14 protein-coding genes and 1 tRNA gene are annotated in these 19,522 nt (G+C 72.0%); 8 read left to right on the top strand and 7 right to left on the bottom strand.

All coding sequences use genetic code 11. The annotated features are described in order from the left end of the window. Window positions 1-669 (top strand): gamma subclass chorismate mutase AroQ (gene aroQ, locus DEI98_RS16495; protein ID WP_258370910.1); only part of this gene is annotated, 669 nt, incomplete at its 5' end. A gap of 92 nt (window positions 670-761) precedes the next feature. Next, window positions 762-1,394: a TetR/AcrR family transcriptional regulator gene (locus tag DEI98_RS16490; RefSeq protein ID WP_111101354.1), complete on the top strand. Its 633-nt coding sequence runs from the start codon at window positions 762-764 to the stop codon at window positions 1,392-1,394. Window positions 1,395-1,521: 127 nt separating this feature from the next. On the opposite strand, the gene DEI98_RS16485 is transcribed toward DEI98_RS16490, so the two are convergent. From DEI98_RS16485 to DEI98_RS16475, 3 genes are all read right to left on the bottom strand, one after another. Beyond that, window positions 1,522-1,594 (bottom strand) — tRNA-Arg (locus DEI98_RS16485). A gap of 110 nt (window positions 1,595-1,704) precedes the next feature. Then, a complete protein-coding gene (locus DEI98_RS16480; protein WP_111101353.1) occupies window positions 1,705-2,490 on the bottom strand; it encodes a dienelactone hydrolase family protein in 786 nt (261 codons plus the stop codon). 29 nt (window positions 2,491-2,519) lie between these two features. Next, window positions 2,520-3,941, bottom strand: coding sequence for a glucose-6-phosphate dehydrogenase (locus tag DEI98_RS16475; protein ID WP_111101352.1), 1,422 nt, complete (start codon window positions 3,939-3,941; stop codon window positions 2,520-2,522). 76 nt (window positions 3,942-4,017) lie between these two features. On the opposite strand from DEI98_RS16475, the gene DEI98_RS16470 reads away from it, so the two are divergent. The 4 genes from DEI98_RS16470 to DEI98_RS16455 all read left to right on the top strand — a co-directional run bounded on the left by DEI98_RS16470 (window position 4,018) and on the right by DEI98_RS16455 (window position 10,533). Beyond that, window positions 4,018-5,175 (top strand): Gfo/Idh/MocA family protein, encoded by a 1,158-nt coding sequence (locus DEI98_RS16470; RefSeq protein WP_071406476.1) that lies wholly within the window; start codon window positions 4,018-4,020, stop codon window positions 5,173-5,175. After that, window positions 5,172-6,098: a sugar phosphate isomerase/epimerase gene (locus DEI98_RS16465; protein WP_111101351.1), complete on the top strand. Its 927-nt coding sequence runs from the start codon at window positions 5,172-5,174 to the stop codon at window positions 6,096-6,098. The genes DEI98_RS16470 and DEI98_RS16465 overlap by 4 nt, the downstream gene beginning before the upstream one ends. Before the next feature lie 134 nt (window positions 6,099-6,232). Next, a complete protein-coding gene (locus tag DEI98_RS16460) occupies window positions 6,233-8,047 on the top strand; it encodes a thiamine pyrophosphate-requiring protein (protein WP_111101350.1) in 1,815 nt (604 codons plus the stop codon). Window positions 8,048-8,148: 101 nt separating this feature from the next. Continuing rightward, window positions 8,149-10,533: a bifunctional UDP-sugar hydrolase/5'-nucleotidase gene (locus DEI98_RS16455; protein ID WP_111101349.1), complete on the top strand. Its 2,385-nt coding sequence runs from the start codon at window positions 8,149-8,151 to the stop codon at window positions 10,531-10,533. Window positions 10,534-10,854: 321 nt separating this feature from the next. Here the strand turns inward: DEI98_RS16455 and efeB are convergent, their stop codons facing one another. The 3 genes from efeB to efeU are packed head-to-tail and all read right to left on the bottom strand — an operon-like array spanning window position 10,855 to window position 14,976. Continuing rightward, on the bottom strand, window positions 10,855-12,159 hold the full coding sequence (gene efeB / locus DEI98_RS16450) for an iron uptake transporter deferrochelatase/peroxidase subunit (protein WP_111101348.1): 1,305 nt from the start codon (window positions 12,157-12,159) through the stop codon (window positions 10,855-10,857). Further along, window positions 12,156-13,385, bottom strand: coding sequence for an iron uptake system protein EfeO (gene efeO, locus DEI98_RS16445; protein WP_111101347.1), 1,230 nt, complete (start codon window positions 13,383-13,385; stop codon window positions 12,156-12,158). The genes efeB and efeO overlap by 4 nt, the downstream gene beginning before the upstream one ends. Next, complete coding sequence (efeU, locus tag DEI98_RS16440; protein WP_111101346.1) at window positions 13,372-14,976, bottom strand: iron uptake transporter permease EfeU; 1,605 nt, start codon at window positions 14,974-14,976, stop codon at window positions 13,372-13,374. The genes efeO and efeU overlap by 14 nt, the downstream gene beginning before the upstream one ends. A 69-nt stretch (window positions 14,977-15,045) precedes the next feature. Here efeU and DEI98_RS16435 point away from each other — a divergent pair, with 69 nt between their 5' ends. Together DEI98_RS16435 and DEI98_RS16430 are read left to right on the top strand one after the other, a co-directional pair. Continuing rightward, a complete protein-coding gene (locus DEI98_RS16435; protein ID WP_071406483.1) occupies window positions 15,046-15,807 on the top strand; it encodes a trimeric intracellular cation channel family protein in 762 nt (253 codons plus the stop codon). 247 nt (window positions 15,808-16,054) lie between these two features. Further along, complete coding sequence (locus DEI98_RS16430; RefSeq protein WP_111101345.1) at window positions 16,055-16,657, top strand: TetR/AcrR family transcriptional regulator; 603 nt, start codon at window positions 16,055-16,057, stop codon at window positions 16,655-16,657. 509 nt (window positions 16,658-17,166) lie between these two features. Here DEI98_RS16430 and DEI98_RS16425 read toward each other — a convergent pair. Then, window positions 17,167-19,518, bottom strand: coding sequence for a transglutaminaseTgpA domain-containing protein (locus DEI98_RS16425; protein ID WP_146243547.1), 2,352 nt, complete (start codon window positions 19,516-19,518; stop codon window positions 17,167-17,169). Window positions 19,519-19,522 lie beyond the last annotated feature (4 nt).

The raw sequence follows: 19,522 nt of genomic DNA, 5'->3' as shown, positions 1-19,522 counted from the left end.
CACCCCAGCACCCCGAACCCCGCCCGCCACCGCACCCGCAGGAGCGCCGCGACGGCGCTCACCCTCGGCCTGCTCGCGGCGGGCATCGCGCTGCCGACGTCGGCAGCGAGCGCCGATCCCCTGCCCACGTCCGCCGAACCGACGGGTTCCACGATGACCATCTCCCACGACGGTTCCCGTCCCGCGGCGTCGACGGCGGAGCTCGACACCATCGGCGCACTCATCATCCGACGGCTCGAGCTCGCCGACCCGGTGGCCGAGTCGAAGTGGCTCAGCGGCAAGCCGGTCGCCGACCCGGTGCGCGAACAGGCCGTCGTCGACGAAGCGGTGACCCTGGCGGAGCAGCAGGGCGTCGACCCCGTCCTGGTGACCCGGGTCATCCGCGCGCAGATCGCCGCGAGCAAGGTCGTCCAGCGCGGCCTCATCAACCACTGGACGCACAACCCGTGGACCGCACCCACGACGGCACCGGACCTGACGACCATCCGGCCTCAGCTCGACGCCATCGACACCGACCTGGTGACCGCGCTCGGCCAGGCCCAGACCGTCGCCCAGGAGCACCGGTGCGCACACCTGGTGGACGCGGAGCGGAAGCACCTCGACGTCGGACTCGACTCGCTGCACCGGAAGGGGATCGACGTGGCCTGGCACACGTTCTGCGCCGCCTGACGCGGGCAGGGGACGGGCCGTCATCGTGAGCGGCCCTAGGATGTGGTGTTCACTGATCGCTCGGCTCCGGGCGAGGAAGGACACCGCGCCAGATGAACCAGCGGCAGCTCGCCATGGAGGCCTCTCGACGAGCCATCATCGATGCCGCGGGGCAGCAGTTCGCCGCGTTCGGCTACGAGGCGACCACGTTCTCCCGCGTCGCTGAGGCGATGGGGAAGCCGAAGTCGGCGATCGGGTACCACCTGTTCCCGTCGAAGAAGGACCTGGCGACGGCGGTCATCGAGCTGCAGCAGCAGCGCTGGCGTGAACTCTTCGATGCACTCCCCGCGCAGCCGGGCATCGAGCGGCTGACGGTGTTCCTCCTGACCACCGGGATGGACGTCCGCCGGGGCTCGGTCGCGGGCGGCGCGGTCCGGCTCCTGCACGAACTCGGCAAGGCCGGCGTGCCCGTGCCGCGCGGTTTCGACTGGTTCGAGATGACGCGGGGCGAGCTGGTCAGCGCCGGGGTCGCGGCGGCGGACGTCGACGCGGCCGAGGTCCAGCCGTCCGTCCTGCTGCTCCTCAACACGACGCTGGGGATGGTGGACGGTTCGACGCAGCTGACCGACGACGAGCTCGTGGCGCAGCTCAAGGCGCTGTGGGCACCGCTCTTCACGTCGTTCGGCATCGCCGGTGCATCCGAGGTCATCGAGGCGGCCCAGCCGTACTCCCCCGCCACTTCGTGAGCAGGAACGGTCGAGTCCGTCCCCGGGACTCGACCGTTTCTGCTCACCGAGTCGCACGGAGATGACCCGCGCCGGCCGGAACGACGAAGGGCCCCGGTGGAATCCACCGGGGCCCTTCTTCGTCCTGTGCGCTCGAAGGGACTCGAACCCCCAACCTTCTGATCCGTAGTCAGATGCTCTATCCATTGAGCTACGAGCGCGTGGCCTTGCGGCCGTGGAAGACTCTACAACAGGTGCGGCCCGGGCGCCAATCGAGCCCCTCCGGCCCCCGTGCTCGGCGTGTCGCGAACGGTCTCCGACGGCCGCTCCGTCACAGCGCCGCGGGCTCCTCGTCGAACACCTCGGCCAGGAACACCCGGAGCGCCTGCCACGACCGGCGGTCGGCACGCTCCTGGTACTGCGCGCCGTGGTCCGGCGCGTCGGTGCCGGGCACGGCGAACGCGTGCATCGCGCCCGAGTACGTCACGACCTGCCAGTCGACCTGAGGTGCAGCCCGCATCTCGTCCTGCCATGCGTGCACGGCCTCGTCCGGCACGACGGGGTCGGCGCCCCCGGTGAGGACGAGCAGCTTCGCCCGGATGTCCGCGGCGTCCGAGGGGTCGTGCGCGATCAGGCCACCGTGGAACGCCACGGCACCGACCAGGTCGGCCCCGGTCCGTGCGAGTTCGAGTGCGGTCGAGCCACCGAAGCAGTACCCCATCACCACGACGCGGGCGGGGTCGACGTCCGGGTCGGCGAGCAGTCGCTCGAGCCCGGCGGTGGCGCGGGCGCGCAGCAGGGGCAGGTCCTGGTAGAAACCGCCGGCGACCTGGGCCGCCGTGTCGTCGCCCGGGCGGACACCGGCGCCGTAGATGTCCGCGCCGAACGCGACGTAGCCGAGCCGGGCGAGCATCGTCACCCGGGCCTCGACGTGCTCGTTCACGCCGTGCCAGTCGTGCACGACGAGGACGGCCGGACGACGGCCCGCGATCGCGGCGTCCTTCGCGAGGACGCCGAGCAGTTCGGTGCCCTCGTGGTCGTAGGAGACGTCGTCGACACGGATGTCGGCGCCGGCGGGTTCGGGAACGGTCTGCAGGACGTCGTCGGTGGTGTTCACGTCGCCCGACGCTACGCCCCCACTCGGGCTCAGGCCTCGATGTTGTCCCAGCCGTCGGGGCCGACCGACCCGGCGGCGTACTCGTCGAGGGGTGCCTTGCCGGCCTTCCACGCGTCGAGGAACGGCCCGACGACCTTCCAGCCCTGCACGGCGCTGTCACCGCGGACCGACAGCGTGGCGTCGCCCTCGAGCACGCCGGCCAGCACCTCGCCGTAGGCACTCAGTCGCCCGGGGTTGAAGGTCACCTCGAGGCTGGTGTGGTCGATCGTGTACGGGTCACCGGCACCGTTGACGTTGAGCTCGAGCTGCATCTCGTCCGGGGCGATCCAGATGCGCAGCCGGTCGGGCAGCTCGGTGCCGGTGAGCCCCTCGGGCACGTGCGGGGAGTCCTTGAACGTGATGACGATCTCGCGGCGCTGTGCGGCGAGCGCCTTGCCGGACCGCAGGGTGAACGGGACGCCGGCCCAGCGCCAGTTCGCGATCTCCAGGGTGAGCTGGGCGAGGGTCTCGGTGCCGAGCGACGGGTCCACGCCGTCCTCGTCGACGTACGACGGCAGCTGGCGGTCCCCGACGGTGCCGGCGGTGTACCGGGCGCGCTTGCCCGCGGTGACGACGTCGCCGCCCCACGGTCGGACGGCCCGCAGCACGAGTTCCTTCTGGGTGCGCAGGTCGTCGGCCTTGATCGAGGCGGGGGCCTCCATCGCGACGACGGCCATCACCTGCAGCAGGTGGCTCTGGATCATGTCGGTGAGCGCCCCGGCCTTGTCGTAGTAGCGCGCCCGGCCCTCGAGACCGAGGGTCTCGTCGTAGACGATGTCGACGCGCTCGACGTGCTGCGACGAGAGCAGCGGTTCGATGATGCGGTTGGCGAAGCGCAGCCCGAGCAGGTTGAGGACGGTGGAGCGGCCGAGGAAGTGGTCGACGCGGTGGATGCGTTCCTCGGGGATGAACGAGTGCAGCAGGTCGTTCAGGTGCGAGGCACTGTCGGCGTCGGTGCCGAACGGCTTCTCGAGCGCCAGGCGGGTGCCGGCGGGCAGGTCGAGGTGGGCGAGCTGCTCGCAGCTCTTCTCGGTGACCGCCGGCGGCAGCGCGAAGTAGATCGCGGGGTCGTGCTCGCACGCGGCGAGCAGTGCGCGCAGGTCGTCCGGGTCGGTGACGTCGGCCTTCCGGTAGGTGGAGGCGTCGACCACGGCCTGCAGTCGCTCCGGCAGCGCTGTGTCGCCCGAGGCGCCCTCGTCCTCCTCGTTCTTCGACGCCTGCGCGTTCTCGAAGGACTCGCGCACCTGCGCCTTCCAGTCGGCGTCGGACAGGTCCTCGACACCGGCCCCGACGAGCTGGACGTCCCAGTCGTCCTTCACCTGGAGCAGGGTGGCGAGGCCGGGCAGGAGCAGGCGCTTGGACAGGTCGCCGCTGGCTCCGAGGATGAGCAGGCTGGTCTGGAGGCTCGACATGCAGCAGACGGTACTCATCGGCCCCGGTGGATGACCGGGCCGCTACGGTGGTGTCAGTCCGGCGCGAGGGAGCACCATGAGCAGTGGGTACGAAGGGCGACGCCTCCGTGTCGCCGTGGTCGGGACGGGCATGATCGCCGGCGTCCACGCCCGGGCGGCCCGGGCCTCCGGTGCCGAGGTCCTCGGTGTGCTCGGCCGGAACGCCGCCCGGTCCGAGCAGGTGGCGGCGCAGCTCGACCTGCCCCGTGGCTACGCCTCCCTCGAGGAGGTCATCGCCGACGCCCCCGACGTCGTGCACATCTGCACCCCGAACGACCAGCACCACCCGCAGGCGCTCGCGGTGATCGCGGCCGGCATCAACGTGGTGTGCGAGAAGCCCCTGGCGATCGACCCCGCGCAGGCCGCAGAGCTCGTCGCCGCCGCTGCAGAGGCCGGCGTCGTGGCCACCGTGCCGTTCGTGTACCGGTACCACCCGATGGTCCGCGAGATCCGGGCGCGCATCGCCGACGGGGAGCTCGGCCGGCTGCTCGCGGTGCACGGCCACTACCTGCAGGACTGGATGCTCGACGAGGACGCCTCGAGCTGGCGGGTCGACCCGACCTCGAGCGGGCTGTCCCGCGCGTTCGCCGACATCGGCTCGCACTGGTGCGACCTGGTCGAGTTCGTGACGGGTGAGCGCTTCGCCTCGGTGTCCGCCGCGACCGACATCGTCTACCCGACGCGGCCGGCGGCGTCCGGTCCGTCGTTCTCCGGCTCCCCCGACCCGGACCCGGTGGCCGACGCGGCCGAACGCGCCGAGGTCACCACCGAGGACACCGCCGTCGCCACCTTCCGCACCGCCACGGGTCGCATCGGGAACGTCGTGATCTCGCAGGTCGCGTCGGGCCGGAAGAACCGCCTGTGGTTCGAGGTCGACGGCACCCGCGGAAGCGCGGCGTTCGACCAGGAGCAGCCCGAGTCGGCCTGGTTCGGCAACGAGCGCGGCGCCCAGATCGTGGTCCGCGACCCGTCGCAGGGGTACCCGGACCAGCGCCGGCTGGCGATCGTGCCGGCCGGGCACCCGCAGGGGTACCTCGACGCCTTCGCGGCCTTCGTCGCCGACACCTACACCGCGGTCCGCACCGGCGTGGCCCCCGACGGACTGCCGACGTTCGCGGACGGCGCCCGCTCCGCCGACATCATCGAGGCCGTGATCGGCAGCGCGGCTGAGACGACCTGGCGGGAGATCCGGTGAAGCTCGGCATGCTGACCGCCTGCCTGCCCGGTTGGTCGCTCGACCGGATCGCCGGGTTCGCCCAGCAGCAGGGCTACGAGCGGCTCGAGGTCGCCGTCTGGCCGGGCACCGGCGGCCGCGACTTCGAGGCGGCGCACCTGCCGGTCGCCACGTTCACGGACGAGGACGCCCTGGCCACCCGCGCCCTGCTCGACCGCACGGGCCTCGAGATCTCGGCGCTCGCGTACTACGAGAACAACCTGCACCAGGACCCGGAGCACCGGGCAGCGGTGCGGATCCACCTCAAGCACGCCATCGACACCGCGCAGACGCTCGGCATCCCGTACGTCGGCACCTTCATCGGCCGCGACACCACGAAGTCCGTCCGCGAGAACATGGCCGAGGGGAACCGGGTCCTGCCCGAGCTCGTCGACTACGCCGGCGAGCGGGGCGTTCGGCTCATCATCGAGAACTGCGTGATGGAGGGCTGGCACCCCGACGGGTACCCCGGCAACATCGCGTACTCCCCCGAGCTCTGGGGCTGGGTCACCGGCCTGGGCTTCGGCCTGAACTGGGACCCGTCGCACCTGACGTGGATCGGCATCGACCCGGTCGAGACGATCCTGCCGTTCGCCGAGCACATCGTGCACGCCCAGGCGAAGGACCTCGAGCTGTTCCCCGAGCGGCGCAACGAGTACGGGTTCTTCGGCAAGGTCGACAAGGGCGACGACCCGTGGGACATGGGCTGGTGGCGGTTCCGGGTGCCGGGCCGCGGCGTCGTGGACTGGCCGCGCGTCGTCGACCGCCTCTACGAGGCGGGCTTCGACGGCACGCTGAGCGTCGAGCACGAGGACCCGCTCTGGGGCGGCACCGACGACAGGGTGCTCGAGGGGCTGCGCATCGCGCACCGCACGCTGCGTCCGCTGATCGCGCAGGAGCAGTAGCGAGCACCCACCGGCAACGAGCACAGGGCCCTGGTCTGGAGGCCCGGATCACGTGACCGACGTCGGTCACGTGATCCGGGCCTCCAGTCCGGTGCCTGTGAACGGACCCGTGCGCGCCCGCGCACGCTGGTGCCATGAGCACGACCGTGAGCGACTTCGTCATCGACCGCATCAAGGCGTGGGGGGTCTCCCGCGTGTTCGGGTACCCCGGCGACGGGATCGGCGCCTTCGACGGCGCGCTCGGCAAGGCGGCGTCGAAGGGCGACGGCCTGGAGTACGTCCGCCCCACGCACGAGGAGATCGCGGCGCTGATGGCGACCGCGCACGCGAAGTTCACCGGCGAGGTCGGGGTCTGCGTCGCGACGTCGAGTCCCGGCGCCTTCCACCTGCTGAACGGTCTGTACGACGCGCAGATGGACAACCAGCCGGTGGTGGCGATCGTCGGCCAGCAGGGGCTCGCGGCGATGGGGTCGTTCACGCAGCAGGAGTCGAACCTGGAGCGCGTGTTCGCCGACGTCGCCTGCTACGTGCAGACGGTGGCCACGCCCGAAGCCGTCGGTGTGGTGCTCGACACCGCGTTCCGCACGGCGTCGCTCCGCAAGCAGCCGGCCGTCGTCGTGCTGCCCCACGACGTGCAGGCGATGGCGTACGACGCGCCGCCGCTCGAGCACTGGGCCTCGCGGTCGAGCGACGTCCCCGCGTCCACCCGGATCACGCCGCCCGCCGACGAGGTCCGGAAGATGGCGGAGATCATCAACGCCGGGTCGAAGGTGACGTTCCTGGTCGGTGCGGGCGCGCGTGGTGCGACGGCCCAGGTGCTCGCCGCCGCCGAGAAGGCGGGCGCGGGGATCATCACGGCGCTCCGTGGCAAGGACGTGATCCCGTCCGACGTGCCGTACCACTCGCAGCAGCTCGGGCTGCTCGGGTCGCTGCCGTCGCTGCACCAGATCCGCGACTGCGACACCCTCGTGCTGCTCGGCACGAACTACCCGTACGGCGAGTACATGCCGAAGTCGGGGCAGGCCCGGGGCATCCAGGTCGACATCAAGCCGGAGCAGCTCGGCCTGCGGTACCCGACCGAGCTGAACCTGTGGGGCGACGTCGGCTCGACGCTCGACGCGGTGCTCCCGCTGCTCGAGCAGAAGACCGACAAGTCCTTCCAAGAGACGGTGGCCGACGAGATGCGCGAGTGGGAGTCGGAGATGCGTGCGCAGTCCGAGGTCGCCTACGACGACGGGGTGAACCCGCGCCGGGTGATCCAGGCCGTCAACGACCGGCTGCCCGACGGCGTCACGGTCACCGCGGACGCCGGCACGACCGCCGACTGGTACGGCCACCACATCCGGCTGCGCGAGGGCATGCGCGGCGACATGTCCGGCCGCCTCGCGACGATGCTCGCGGCGATGCCGTACGCGGTGACGGCGAAGTTCGCGTTCCCGGACCGTCCGGCGGTGTGCACGATCGGCGACGGTGCCTTCCAGATGCTCGGCATGAACGAGCTGATCACCGTGAAGAAGTACCTGGCGGCCTGGCCGAACCAGCAGCTCGTCATCGTGGTCATGCACAACGACGACCTCGGTCAGGTGTCGTGGGAGATGCGCACCGAGGACGGCAACCCGATGTGGCGCGGCTCGCAGGACGTCGAGTCGATCGACTACGCCGGGTACGCGACGCTGCTCGGGTTCCAGGGCATCGCGGTGCACGAGGACTCCGAGGTCGAGGCGGCGGTCGAGCGGGCCTTCGCCCACCAGGGGGTCACCCTCATCGACGCGTACGTGAGCCGGAGCGTCCCGCCGCTGCCCCCGCACATCACGAAGGAGTACGCGATCAACACGGCGAAGAGCCTGCTGAAGGGTGACCCGGTCGAGTTCGACGTCGTGAAGGACTCCGCGAAGGCGATGGCGACCGAGGTCACCGAGCGGGTGAAGGGCGCCCTCGGCCGCGACTGAACCAGGTCGGCCGAGCGGAGGGGACGGCCGTGTGAACGTCGTGTGACGAGTTGCGCAGGGGTCTGGCGAGTCGCCTGTGCGTCTTCGTAGGTTCGACGGCGATGAACACTTCCCACACCACCGGAACCGCCGGTGCGACGACCCGACGACGCCTCGGCGCCGGCGCGGCCCTCGCCACCGCCGGGGTCCTGGTCGCACTGTCCGTCCCGTCCGCAGCCGTCGCCGCCGAGGGCGACACGACGATCGACATCATCGACGTCAACGACTTCCACGGTCGCATCGAGTCCGAGGGCACCGCCGCCGACAAGGCCGCCGGCGCCGCGAAGCTCGCCGGCGTCGTGCAGTCGTACCGCGAGGCCAACCCGAACACGATCTTCGCCAGCGTCGGCGACAACGTGGGCGCCTCGACCTTCACCTCGCTCATCCAGCAGGACTCCCCCACGATCGACGCCCTGAACGCCATGGACCTCGACGTCAGCGCGATCGGCAACCACGAGCTCGACAAGGGCCAGGACGACCTGACCGGCCGCATCGAGGACCGTGCCGACTGGCCGTACGTCTCGGCGAACATCGTCAAGGCCGGCACCACCGACCCCGCGTTCACGCCGTACTCCATCGTGGAGAAGGGCGGCGTCAAGGTCGGCTTCATCGGTGCCACCACCGAGGACCTCATCCCCGGGCTCGTCAGCCCCGGCGGCGTGAAGGGCCTCGCGATGGCCCCGATCGTCAGCCAGGTCAACCGGTACGCCGAGCAGCTCACCGACGGCAAGGACGACAACGGCGAGGCCGACGTGCTCGTCCTGCTCGTGCACGAGGGCGCCACCACGAGTGCGCTCACCGACGCCACCGGCACCGGCGCCTTCGGCAAGATCACCTCGGGCGTCTCGTCGAAGGTCTCGGCCATCGTGTCGGCGCACACCCACGCGACGTACAACCACTCCGTCGCGGGCCCCGACGGCACGAAGCGTCCGGTGATCCAGGCCGGGTCCTACGGGGTGAACCTCGGACACCTGCAGCTCACGGTGGACGCGGACAAGCAGCTCACCGGCATCACGTCCTCGGTCACCCCCGTCAACGAGGACAAGCGTGTCCCCGCCGACACCACCTCGGTGACCGAGGTGAGCGACATCGTGACCGCCGCGAAGGCCGTCGCCGACGTCAAGGGCGGCGAGAAGCTCGGCGAGATCACGGGTGACCTGCGTCGCGCCGTGCAGTCCGACCGCAAGGCCGAGAACCGCGGCGGCGAGTCCGTCCTGGGCAATTACATCGCCGAGGTCCAGCGCAGCGCCACCGAGCGGAACGGCTCGCAGGTCGCCTTCATGAACCCGGGCGGCCTCCGCACCGACATGGTCTACGCGTCCAGCGGCGCCGGCGACCCGGACGGCACCGTCACCTACAAGGAGGCCGCGCTCGTCCAGCCGTTCGCCAACACCCTGGTGACGAAGGACATGACCGGCCGGCAGATCAAGAACGCCCTCGAGCAGCAGTGGCAGCCGGACGGCCTCGAGCGTCCGTTCCTGAAGCTCGGCGTCTCGGACGGCTTCGCGTACACCTACGACCCGTCGAAGGGTCGCGGCGAGCGCATCACCGCGATGACCCTCGACGGCGAGGCGATCGCGCTGACCGACACCCTCAAGGTGACCGTCAACTCGTTCCTGTCGACCGGTGGCGACAACTTCGCCGCCTTCGCGACCGGCACGAACGTCGCCGACTCCGGCCAGGTCGACCTGCAGGCCCAGGTGGACTACTTCCTCGCCAACCCGAAGGTCACACCCCCGGCCGACCAGCGCGCCGTCGGCGTCACGGTCACACCGACCCCGGCCGGTGGCTTCCAGCCCGGTGACGCGATCGAGCTCGACCTGTCGTCGCTCGTGTTCAGCAGCGAGGACCCGGCGAAGGCTGGCTCCGTCTCGGTCACCGCGGACGGCAAGGAGCTCGCATCGTCGGCGATCGACCCGACGATCACGGACAAGAACGACGAGCAGGGTCGCGCGACCCTGACCGTCACGGTGCCCGAGATCGAGGCCCCGGCGGCACGCGCCGCCGCCCGCACCGCCGGCTCCGTCTCGCTCGCCGCGGTGGCCGAACCGGTCGCCACGACGGACGCGCCGCTCGTCGTCACCCTGCCGGGTGGCCAGACCGTCACCCTCGCCGTGACGATCCCGGTCGCCGCAGCGGTCGACCCGACCGACCCGACGGACCCGACCGACCCCACGGACCCGGTCGATCCGACCCCGGCTCCGACCCCGAACCCGGGTGGCGGGGTCGTCCCCGGCCCCGGCGCGGGTGACGGTGACGACGCCGGCATCGGTGGCGTCGGCGGGACCGACGACGACCCGCGCGCCGGTGGCGACCTCGCCTACACGGGTGCGGACCTGACCGCTCCGGCGATCGCGGCGGGCCTGCTCCTGCTCGCCGGGATCACGGCACTCGTGGTCCTCCGCCGCAACCGCGCACGACGTGCCGCGACGGTCCTGACGGACTGACCCACAGCCTGCGGGCACCCACGCGAACGGGCCGTCTCACCCTGGTGAGGCGGCCCCTTCGCGTCGGTCAGGAGGCCCGGAGCACGTCCGGCGCACACCCCGCGCGACCCGGCGGTCACGGTTGCTGTCCCATCCCGGTCGATCACTGCGGATCCGCGGATCCGCGGGGTACTCTCGGGGTTGTCGCACCGCGACGCGTCGTGCCGGGTCGCTTTCAGCAAGTCGACGGTGGTTCCGTTCGGCGAGACTCCGCGACGCGGGCGTCCTCCGCCTCCAGGGAAACGGCGGAGGGCGCCCACCCTCGCGTGTCAGCGACTCAGCTCAGCGGAACAGCTGCTCGCCGATGTACGACCCCTTGCGGGGTGCCGGCGGCGCGGCGAACACCGCGGAGCCGATGTGCGAGACGTACTCGTTCAGCCGGTCCGAGGCGCCGAGCTTCCGCTGCAGCCGCGTGAAGTGGTCCGGGTCGTTCACGTAGGCGATGAACAGCAGCCCGGCGTCGAGCTGGCCGTACTCGTTGAGCCCGTCGGTGTAGTTGTACGGCCGGCGCAGGATCTTCACGCCGCCGTTCGCCTCGTGCGCGGCGAGGGCGATGTGCGACGTCGCGTCGATCTTCGTCACACCGTCGTCGTCCTTGGCGTGGAAGTCCGGGGTGGTGTGCTCCTGCCCGCCGGAGAGCGGTGCGCCCTGGATCTTCGTCCGCCCGAACACCCGCTGCTGGTCGCTGACGACGTCGGCGTCCCAGGTCTCGATGTTCATCCGGATCTTCCGCACCACCTGGTAGCTGCCGCCGGCCATCCACCCGGCGTCGCGGTCGAGCCAGACGAACCGGTCGTGGTCGGCGTCGGTCGTGATGTTGCGGGTGCCGTCCTTGAACCCCATCAGGTTGCGGGGCGTGCTCTGGTGCGGCCCGGCCGATGCCCGGCCGAAGCCGAGCACGGTCCAGCGGACGGTCGCGGTGCCGCGGGCCATCCGTGCCAGGTCGCGCACCGCGTGGTACGCCACCTGGGGGTCGTCGGCGCAGGCCTGCAGGGACAGGTCCCCGCCGGTCAGCCCCGCCTGCAGGTTGTCGCTCGGCAGCGTCGGGATGTCGGCGAGCGAGGCCGGACGGCGGTCGGCGAGCCCGAAGCGCTCGTCGAAGACGCCGGGTCCCAGGCCCACCGTGACGGTCAGGGACGCCGGCCCGAGGTCGAGCGCCTCGCCGGTGTCGGCACCGACCCCGTTGCCGTGTGCCGGCTCGACGCTGCCGACGGTCTTGCCGGCCTGCAGCTGGGCGATCGCGGCCGACCAGCGGGCGAGGAGCACCTGCAGCTCGGTCGTGACGGTCGTCGACAGGTCGAACGTCATGTAGACGCAGTACCGCTGCGGGGTGGTGCGGATCCCGCCCTGCGGCTGCCGTGCCGCGGTGGCGTAGAACGGCTGGCTCTGCGACAGGTCGATCGACTCGTCGCCGTTCGTCGCCGCCGTGAACGGGTTCACGCCGGTCGCCGCGGTGGCGCCGCCGATGCCCGCTGCCGCGCCGACCCCGGCACCGGCCACGGCCAGGCCGGCGCCGAACAGACCACGGCGGGAGACGTTCGCCCGGGGTGCGTCGTCCGCCCGCGGTGCCTCGTCCGGCTCGGTCACGCGGTCGCGACCTTCTCGGCCAGGCGGGACAGCGGGTCCTGGAGCGCCTGGATCTGCTGCGAGATCGTGTTCGCGTCGGACTTCTTGGTGGCGGCGTCCCACGTGGCGAAACCGCCCAGGTCGTCGGCGTCGCGGTAGCCGTCCATCATCGTGTTCGTGGCGTCGAACTGCTTCGCGATCTGCTTCGTCAGGGTCGGGTCGAGCTTGGTCAGCCCCGGCTTGAGGTACGCGAAGGCCTGACGGGCGCCCTCGACGTTGGCGGCGAGGTCGACGAGGTCGATGTGGCTGTACGCCTCTTCCTCGCCGGTGATCTTGTTCGACTGCACCTCTTCGAGCAGACCCGCGGCACCGTTCGCCAGGTCCTCCGGCTTGTAGTCCAGCGTCGGCACGAGCTTCGCGAGCAGCTGCACGTCCTCGGTCAGGTCCGCGGCGGTCTGCTTCGTCGACGCGGTGATCTTCCCGGCCTGGAACAGGTCCTTCTCGACGGCGTGGAACCCGCTCCAGCCGACGGCCGGGTCGAGGTTCGAGGCGCGCATGTCGATCAGGTAGTCGAGGTTGCCGGCGTTGTCGGTGGCCGTGAAGCCCTTCTTGACGAAGCCGTCGACGTCGCTCTCGACGTGCTCGTAGAACGGACGGGCGTTCGCGTAGTCGGTCTTCGCCGCGTCGAGGTCGCCAGCGTCGATGTGCTCCTGCATCTGCTCGACCGCGGCGACCATGTCGGTGACCTGGCCGTCGACGTAGGTCGCGTACCCCTTCGTCCCGTCGCGGAGCAGGGTCGAGGCGCTGCTGTTCGCGGTCGACGCGGCCTTGCCGGTGACGGTGAAGTCCGTCAGCTCGGTCTCGGCGCCGGGGCAGTACACCTGGTACTTCCCGCCGGTCAGCGTGGCGGTGAAGCGGACGGCGTCGAGGCCGGGCGCCAGGTTCTCCTTCTCGCCGAGGATCCGCTGGTCCTGCAGCAGCTCGACCTCGGTGATCGCGGTCGACGACTCGTTCTTGACCGTGAAGGTGACGGGGCCCGCGGGGACCTTCGTCGAGGACACCGCGCAGGCGTCCTGCCCGTCGTTGGTGAGCGTGATGGTGACGCGGGAGACCTTCGCGTCGCCGGAGCCGGAGCCGGAGCCGTCGGCTCCGGTGGACCCGTCGGCGCACCCGGTGAGTGCGAGGGCGGTGACGGCGCCGAGGGCGCCCAGGGTGATCAGGGGTCGGACGGGCTTACCGAAGGACATGGTCGGTGCTCCTTGCAGGGTCCGCGGCCGGAGGGCCACGAGCGGGGACGGGTTCGGGGGTGGGGGCGGTGGGGAGTCGCCGGCGACGGCGGTCACGGAGGGCCAGCAGCGCCTGCGCGGCGGCCGCGATGCCCAGGGCGATCGGCAGCCAGGCCTTCCAGAGCAGCAGGTCGGCGGACCGCGAGTCCGCTGCGGCCACCGAGGCGGCCGACCGCTCGACGCGGGCGTCGGGGACGGACCAGACGGTGCGGTCCAGGGTCGTGGTGCGCGCGGACGGGAGGCCCCCACCGCTCAGCGTCAGCACCTCGCGTTCGTCGCGGGTCGCGTCCAGGACCCCACCGCGGACGGTCCACAGGGTCACCGTGTCGCGCACGGCCCAGCGCGCCGCGAAGGGGCCGGGGTTCGTCGACGGGGAGACCCCGACGGGCAGGCGGCCGAACAGGGTGACGAGGTCGTCGAGCGTCAGCGTCGACGGACGGTCGGCACCGCTCCCCTGCGCACTGTCCCCGTCCTGCACGACGCGCCACCGGTCGGCGGCCACGCCCGCGCGGGTGACGCGGCGGTGGGCCGACGTCGGCAGGGTGATCCGGGCCTCCCGGCCGGTGCCCGCCACGCGCAGGACGCCGGACGCACCGTCGACGCTGGCCGAGACGGAGCTGGCGTCGCCGCTGACCGCGGTGGTGCGGGGCAGGTCGACCCCGCCCGTCGGCACGGCGATCGCGAGTGCCGCTGCGGCCACGGCGAGTGCGCCGGCGACGACGGCGCGCACCCGGGGCACGCGGTCCGGCGACGGACGCCACGCGCGCGGCCAGAGCGTCAGGGCCAGCACCGGGACCACGTAGAGGAACCAGCCGAGCACCTCGATGACCCGCGGGTCCGGCGGGATGCCGAGCACGCCGGTGACCAGGGCACCCTGCACCGAACCGCTCGGGGCGAGCCACGACAGGTCGACGGTGCGCTGCTGGCCGATGACGATCCAGCCGGCCTCGTGCGCGCGGCGGAGGACGGTCAGCACCAGGCCACCCGCGACGAACACCAGGAAGACCCCGGTGCCGGTGAAGAACCGCGACAGGTTGAGGCGGACGCCACCGGTGTAGATGCCGAAGCCGACGACGACCGCGGCCGCGATGCCGATCACGGCACCGAGGGCGGCGAGGCCGGTGTCCGACGACGCCTGGAACGTGGCGAGGAGGAACACCGAGGTCTCGAAGCCCTCCTTCAGGACGGCGAGGAACGCCATGCCGGCGAGGGCCCAGGCGGTGCCACGGCCGAGGGCAGCGGTCGCACTGGCCTCGAGGTCGGCGGTCAGGGTGCGCGCGTGCGTGCGCATCCAGACGATCATGCCCGTGACGAAGACGACGGCGACGATGCCGATGACCGCCTCCATGCCCTCCTGCTGGGCCTGCGGCAGCGCCTGCTCGACGGCCTGCAGCCCGAAGCCGACGGCGATGCTGAGCAGCACCGCGAGCCCGACGCCCGACCACATCGGGGTGAGCGGAACGCGGTTGCGACGCAGGAACGCGGCGATGATGCCGACGATGAGCGTGGCTTCGAGGCCTTCACGGAGACCGATGACGAGAGTGGCGAGCATGACGAAGGTGAGGCTAACCTAACCACCGAACGGCCCGCCAGTCGTGCGACGTGATGTTTGATGGTTCTCATGAACCTGCTGTCCGTCGACGGCCTGGCGTCGGTCACGAACGTGCTCGACCTCGCCGGGGTCTTCGCGTCCGCCCTGCTCGGCGGCTCCATCGCCCGCGCGATGGACTTCGACCTGTTCGGGTTCCTGGTCGTCGGGTTCGTCTCCGGACTCGGCGGCGGGATGCTCCGCGACACCCTGCTGCAGAACGGGCCACCCGTCGCGCTCGTCGATCCGCTGTACGTGCCGGTCGCCGTCGCCGGGGCGCTCATCGCGTTCCTCGTGTCGTTCTCCGAGCTCACCTGGGACCGGCTGTTCACCGTGCTCGACGCCGCCGTGATCGGGTTCTGGGCCGTGGTCGGCGTGCAGCGGACCTACGACGCCGGGCTCGACTGGCCCGCCGCGATCATCATGGGGACCATCACCGCGGTCGGCGGCGGGGCCATGCGTGACCTGCTGCTGCGGCGGGTGCCGGCGGTGTTCGGCGGGAACGCGCTGTACGCCACCGTGGCCGTCGCTGCGTCGGCCGTGATGGTGATCGCCTCGGCGCTCGGGTCGCCGTCGCTCGGCATCCTGCTCGCGATCACCCTGTCGCTCGGGCTCCGCTGGGGAGCGGTCCGGCGGGGCTGGGGGCTGCCGAACGGCCGTGACTGGCAGCCGAAGTCGACCCTCGGTTCGCTGCTCCGGCGGGGTCGGAGCCTGCGGCCGGACGCGCTCCGGTTGCTCCGGCGCCCGGGCCGTCGGACCGGTGCCGGCAGTGTCCGAGAAGAGCACGAGGACTGAGGGGCTGTCCTCCGGCGCTCCGCGACGGTACGATCAGTACCGCCGGGTATCGACCTGGCAGTTCTGCCGGGCAACGTCCCGGTGAACGCTGTCCGCACAGCACCGACGCGACCCGAACGCGGCGGTTCCGAGCAGACGTGGGGATGGGGGCTTCGCTGATGCCGCGCGGGATCAGACGCGCGGCGCGGCAGGTCTCCACCACGATGCTCTCCCCGACGACCACCAGCACAGGTCGGAGCAGCAACCGATGAGCGACGACGCTTCCCCCACCCAGCGCATCCCGCGTGCCGAGGTCCGGGAACGCCTGCTCGCCGCCGGAGCCGCGGTCTTCGCCGAACAGGGTGTGTACGGCGCGCGGCTCGACGACGTCGCAGCGCGCGCGGGGTTCAGCAAGGGTGCGGTCTACTCGAACTTCTCGTCCAAGGAAGACCTGCTCGCCCAGGTCATGCAGCGGTCCACGAACGTCGTGCTCGGCTCACTGCAGGAACTCGTGCACGCGGACATCGCCGCCGTCGACGTCGGTGACGTCCTGCGCGCCGCGTTCGGGCAGAACGACCAGAGCGAGCAGTTCGCGCTGCTCTCGGCGTTCCGTGGGTACGCCGTCCGGCACCCCGAGTTCCTGCCGGAGTTCATCCGGCAGCGCCGGATCCTGCAGGACGGAGTACTGGAGCTGGTGCGGCTCTGGCTCGGTGCCCACCCCGAGGTCGAGGTCGGCATGACACCGGAGGAGTTCGCGACCGTGCTCATCGGGGCGAACGTCGGCCTGGTGTTCGACGCGCCGGCGCTGCCCGGGGTCGATCCGGGCGAGCTCATCGCGACGCTGGTCGAGGCGGTCATCCGCCGGCGCTGACGCGCGGCGCCCCGCTCGGCGGCGCGGGCGGGCGCGGGCGGCGGCTGGCGGGCGGCGGGCGGCGGCGAGGCGCGGCGCGGCGGTCGGGGCTTCGCACCGTGCGAGGTTCGCGACCCCGTGGCCGCTCGACCGCCCCGTGCACGCCTACAGCCCCGCACCGAACCACCAACCACGCACCACCCGACGAACCCTGCACCGTGCAACACCCGCCGAGCCATCGCCCAACAGAGCCCGCACCGTGCGAGTTTCGCGACCCCGTGGCCGCTCGACCGCCCCGTGCACGCCTACAGCCCCGCACCGAGCCACCAACCACGCACCACCCGACGAACCCCGCACCGTGCAACACCCGCCGAGCCATCGCCCAACAGAGCCAGCACCGTGCGAGGTTCGCCACCCCGTGTCCGCTCGACCGCCCCGTGCACGCCTACAGCCCCGCACCGAGCCACCAACCACGCACCACCCGACGAACCCCGCACCGTGCAACACCCGCCAACCGGCACGCGCCCGCGTCAGGCCGTGCGACGATCCCGACGGCGGGGCTTCGGCCCGTCGTGGGACCAGGCGGACGACGGCAGCAGGCTCGGCGGCAACAGGCGCGACCGCACGACGCGCACCGTGGAGACCGAGGCGTCGAGCGCCTCCCGAGCGTCGCGGACGTGACGTTCCAACGCCGCCGTGTCCACCGATGAGGCCCCATCGGCGGCGAAGCGTTCGCGATCGACCGCGTCGACCGCGGCCTCCAGGTGCGGCACGACCGACTCCGGCAGCCCGGGACGCAGGCGTCCGAGCACGGCTCGGGCGGTCCGGGCCACGGCGGCGGCGTCACCCGGCGGCGCGAGGCCGGGGGCGTACCCGTGGTCGGCGACGTCGTCGAGCAACTCGCGCCACGCTTGCACGGCGGGTGACCGACCGGCAGCGATCGCCGACAGCCTCGACCGACGGCGAACAGCACGCACGAGGCCCGGGGCGACGAGGACCGCGAGCACGAGCAGCAGGCCCACGAGCAGCCCGACCGGTCCTCCGCCGCCGCCGGTGCCGGACGCACCCGTGGCACCCGGAACCGGGGACGCCGACGGGGTCGGTGACGCTGATTCGTCCGCCGGGGTGGTCTGCTCGGGTGCCGGCAGCGGGGTCTCCGATGCCGCCGCGGTCGGCGAGGCCGAGGGCTCCTCGGACGGCGCGGCCTCGTCGGAGTCGGGCGTCGGCTCGAAGGCGACCCACCCGGCGCCCTGGATGTACAGCTCCGGCCAGGAGTGCAGCTGCCGGTTCGACACCGCGTACTCGCCGTCGGGCTGCGGCGACCCGGCCCGGTACCCGACCGCGATGCGCGAGGGGATGCCGAGCGTCCGGGCCATCACGGCCATCGCGGACGAGAAGTGCACGCAGTACCCGTCGCGGACCTTCAGGAACGTCGAGACGACGTCCATGCTGTCGCCGTCGTAGCCCTGCTCGACGGGAGCGGTCTCGGAGTACGTGAACAGGTCGCTGCGGAACCACTGCTCGAGTGCCCGCGCCCGCCCGTAGTCGTCGGTCGCGGCTGCGGCGACGCGGGTCGCGGTGGTCGAGATGTTGGCGGGCAGGTCGTCGGGCAGGGCGAGGTCGGTGCGCAGCTGCTGGCGGCTGGGCTCCCGGAAGCCACGGCCGTCGGAGCGGGCGAGCACCCCCGAAGCGGCGACCGCGTCGAGGTAGTCGTTGGCGAACGTCGAAGCCCCGTAGACCTCGTACATCGCGCCGCGGGCGGTCGCGGCTCCGGTCGACCGGACGGTGCTCGAGTTCCCCATCCACCGCCACTGCGACAGGTCGAGGTTGGTGGACTGCGACTCGATCGACACCGCACCCGACGGGACCGGCAGGTAGGTGCTGGACAGCCCGGTGATCCGGACGGTCACGTCGCCACGGCTCGCCAGGCGCGGGTTGACGCCCTCGGCCCACTGCTGTTCGTCGGCCGTGTCGGCCTCGGCCGCGTTCGTCACGGTCGGCACCCAGTCCCCCGTGCCGAACTCGTCGAGGTCGGCGAGCTTGAGGTACTCGGGCTGCCCGTCCGACGAGCGGTAGCGGAACACCTCGAGCTCGCTCGGACGGCGCAGGTCGTTGCCGAGTTCGAGCAGGGTGCCGGGCCGTCCGGGCTGGATCGGCGACTGGATCGCACCGGTCACGCCGGACAACCAGCTGGCGTTGAGCGGCACGATCGTCGGCAGCCCGATGGCCACGACGAGCCCGATCGCCCCGACGACCGCGGCCGGCAGTGCGCGCTGCACCGGACGCACGGACAGCCAGAGCAGGGCGAGGAACGCCACCGCCGTGGTGATGACGAGCGGGGTGCCGGCGGGCTGCCCGGTGATGACGCCCGGCACGATCAGGATGACGAGGGCCGGGGCAGCGGCGAGCGACGGGATCCGCGCGATGGCGGCGAGGAACAGCGAGACCGCAGCGACCCAGCCGATCGACGCGGTGACGACGAGCCGGATCGCGTCGGTCTGCGGCAGTGGTGCGGGGTTCAGGCGGATCGCGGCGAGCGTCTCCCCGAGGGCTCCGTCGGCGTCGAGCCACCCGAGCGGTTGGATGTCGTTGACCAGTGCGGCGGCGCACGAGCAGGCGATGACCGTGCCGACCAGGACGACGAAGCGGATGCCGGGCGTCTGGCGGCGCACGGCGAGCATAACGGCGACGAGCACGGCGACGACGACGACACCCGATGCCCACCAGGCGATGCCCTGCACGAGCGGCCGGATGGCGAGGGCGGCGAGGAGCACGGGCACCGGCGCGAGGGCCACGACCCAGGCGCTCGGGACGTCACGCAGGTCGTCGTCGCGGTCGAGGATCTCGCGCACGTCGGCACGGCCACGCGCCGGTGCGCTCACCCCG

Origin of the sequence: Curtobacterium sp. MCLR17_034 (assembly GCF_003234485.1) — a bacterium.
Taxonomy (GTDB): domain Bacteria; phylum Actinomycetota; class Actinomycetes; order Actinomycetales; family Microbacteriaceae; genus Curtobacterium; species Curtobacterium flaccumfaciens.
The sequence above is the reverse complement of the archived record's forward strand: the minus strand, read 5'-3'. Positions and strand labels throughout refer to the sequence as shown.